Origin of the sequence: Streptosporangium sp. NPDC006013 (assembly GCF_040614275.1) — a bacterium.
Lineage (GTDB): Bacteria > Actinomycetota > Actinomycetes > Streptosporangiales > Streptosporangiaceae > Streptosporangium.
On sequence record NZ_JBEXUE010000751.1, the window covers coordinates 1 to 3189 of the forward strand.

Genomic DNA, 3189 nt, shown 5'->3' on the forward strand with positions numbered 1-3189 from the left:
TGCAGGGCGACCAGCGAGGACGAGCACGCCGTGTCGACCGTGACCGCGGGCCCCTCGAACCCGAACGTGTACGCGATCCGGCCCGACGCCACGCTCGCCGCGTTGCCGATGCTGAGGTAGCCGTCAACGGCCTCCGGCACCTGGGGAAGCCGGGCGGCATAGTCCTGACCGTTCATACCGGCGAAGACCCCGGTCCTGCTGCCCCGCAGGGTGAACACGTCGATTCCGGCCCGCTCGAACGCCTCCCAGGCGGTCTCCAGCAGCAGCCGCTGCTGCGGATCGGTCGCCAGCGCCTCGCGCGGCGAGATCCCGAAGAACTCCGCGTCGAAGCCCGCGACGTCACTCAGAAAGCCGCCGTATCGGGTGTACGACGTGCCGGGATGGTCGGGATCGGGGTCGTACAGGCCCTCCACATCCCAGCCCCGGTCATCGGGGAACTCCCCGACCGCGTCCACTCCTTCGGCGACCAGCCGCCACAGGTCCTCCGGCGAGGTGACCCCGCCGGGGAACCGGCACGCCATCCCGACAATCGCCATCGGTTCGGTCTGATCGTCCCGTACGCGCTGGAGGCGCTGCCGTGTCTCGTGCAACTCGGCGGTGACCCGCTTGAGGAGATGCCTGATCTGGTTCTCACTCATGGTTTACGTCTGTCCCTCTCAAGCACGCGGTTCAGGAGATTCCAAGCGTTCTGCTGATGAACTCGACGAGTTCGTCGTCACTCGCCGACGACAACTCGTCCGTGACGGCGTCCGCGGGCGGCGTCACGTCGCCCCATGTCGCGGTGAGCCTCCGCAGCCGGGCGGCGGCAACCTCCCGCTCGGCATCGCTCACCGAGGCCTTCGAGAGGGTCGCTTCCAGCGCCTCGATCCCCGCCAGGATCGATGTGATCGTCGTGGCCGTCGCATCGGCGCGCGGTACGAGCTCCGCGTGCAGGTAGCCGGCCAGAGCCGTCGGGGTGGGATGGTCGAAGACGATCGAGGGAGGCAGCCGCAGCCCGGTCGCCGCGCCGAGCCGGTTGCGCAGCTCGACCGCGGCCAGCGAGTCGAATCCCTGGTCCCGGAATCTCCTGTCGGCCTCGACCGCCTCGGGGGACGGGTGGCTCTGCACCGCCGCGACCTGGAGGCGGACCAGCCGTAGCAGGGTCCGGCGCTGCTCCGCCTCCGCCAGATCGGCGAGCTGCCGTACCAGCTCGGAAACGTCCGTCCCGGTCGGTGCGGCAGCGGCCCCGGGTGCCTGGCGGCGGGCCTGGACGATCTCCGGAAGCTCGCTCACCAGGGGATGTTGCCGGTGCTCGAACATGATCTTCCAGTCGATGTCGGCGACGACGAGGTGGGACTCGTCGTGATCGAGCGCCTGGCCCAGCGCGGTGACGGCGAGTTCGGGAGGGAGGCCGCGGAGGCCGTTCCTGGCCAGGGTCAGGGCCGCCTCGGAGGTGACGATGCCGCCGCCCGCCCACTGTCCCCAGGCGATCGAGGTGGCCGGCAGACCGGCTGCCCGGCGGTGCGCGGCGAGCGCGTCGAGGTAGGCGTTTCCCGGCGCGTAGTTGCCCTGACCGGCGACACCGCAGATACCGGCGACCGAGGAGAACAGCACGAAGGCGGACAGGTCGAGATCGCGGGTCAGCTCGTGCAGATGCCGGGCGCCGACGGCCTTGACCCGCAGGGCGTGGTCCAGCCGCTCGGGGGTGAGCGCCGCGATCAGACCGTCGTCCAGCGTGGCAGCCGTGTGCACCACGGCGGTCAGCGGATGCTCCGGCGGCACCGAGGCGAGCACGCGGGCGAGGTCGTTCCGGTCACCGACGTCCGCCGCGGCGAAGGTGACCCGGGTCCCCACGTCGGCGAGCCGTGCCCCGAGTTCGACGGCGCCGGGTGCCGCCTCCCCCCGCTTGCTGACCAGAAGCAGGTGTCTGGCTTCTCGCCCGGCGAGCCAGGCCGCCACGTGCGCACCGAGCGCGCCCGTCCCACCGGTGACGAGGACGGTGCCCTCCGGGTTCCACCCGCCCCTGGCCGACGGTACGCCCCCCTCGGCCAGGGGCGCGTGGATCAGGCGTCGCGCGTACAGGCCGGACTTGCGCACGGCCACCTCGATCTCCCGTCCGGCCGGCTCCGCGCTCAGCACACCCGCGAGACGTTCCCAGAGGAGGTCGTCCACCGTCCTGGGAAGGTCGGCCAGGCCGCCCCACTGCGCGGGACTCTCGACCGCCGCGATCGTGCCCAGCCCCCAGGTGAGCGCCTGTGCGGGATCCGTCGCCTCGTCCGTGGGCCCGGTGGAGACCGCGTTGCGGGTCACGCACCAGAGCGGCGCGGCGAGGCCCGCGTCGTCCATCGCCTGGAGGAGCGCCACGTTCGCCGTGTAGGCCCAGGGGACGGTGACCTGCGCGTCCGCCGCTTCCTCTGTCGCGTTCTCAACAGCAGGGCTCTCAACAGCAGGGCTCTCAACAGCAGGGCTCTCGGCAGCGGGGTTCTCGGCAGCGGAGAGGAGCGAAAGCAGTCCCGCGACCCGGTCCACCGACTCCAGCTGGGCGGCGAGCTTCGCCCGATCCGCGTCGGTCACGACGATCCGGACGACGTCCGCTCCGCTGCCGGTCAGGGCGCGCTCGGCGGGTTCCGCCCACGCCGCCGCCCCTTCGGGGACGAGCACGAGCCACGTTCCCGACAGGCGATCCACCGAAGTCCACCTGACCTGTCTCCAGACCACCCGGTAGCGCCAGGAGTCCGTGGAAGAGCGGACGCGCCTCCGGTCCCACCACGACGTGATCGCGGGCAGCACGGTGTCCAGGGAACCGCGCGCGTCCCCGTCGCCGAGACCGAGGGTGTCCGCGAGTCGCTCGGCATCCGCGCTCTCCACCAGCTCCCAGAACCGGGCGTCCGTCGACTGTTCACCACCGTCCGGCCGGGTGGCGTCGAGCCAGTAGCGCTGTCGCTGGAAGGCGTAGGTGGGCAGGTCCACCTTGCCCGCACCGGGAAAGACCACCTCCCAATCAATCGGACTGCCATGCACGAACGCATGACCCAGCGCGGTCACCACCGAGACCTCCTCCGACCGCTCCCGCCGCAACACCGGAACCACCACCCGCTCCGGCGACAACACCTGCCGCGCCATCGCCGACAGCACCCCGTCAGGCCCCAGCTCCAGGAACGTCGTCACCCCCGCCGCGTCCAGCACACCCACCGCGTCGGCGAACCGGAC

General features: G+C 71.6%; 2 protein-coding genes. Both read right to left on the reverse strand.

What is annotated here, in order from left to right; translation table 11 throughout:
- Nucleotides 1-638 (reverse strand): beta-ketoacyl synthase N-terminal-like domain-containing protein (locus ABZ260_RS48970; protein ID WP_355632241.1); only part of this gene is annotated, 638 nt, incomplete at its 3' end.
- Between the two features lie 31 nt (nt 639-669).
- A partial coding sequence (locus ABZ260_RS48975; protein WP_355632244.1) for an SDR family NAD(P)-dependent oxidoreductase occupies nt 670-3189 on the reverse strand: 2520 nt, incomplete at its 5' end.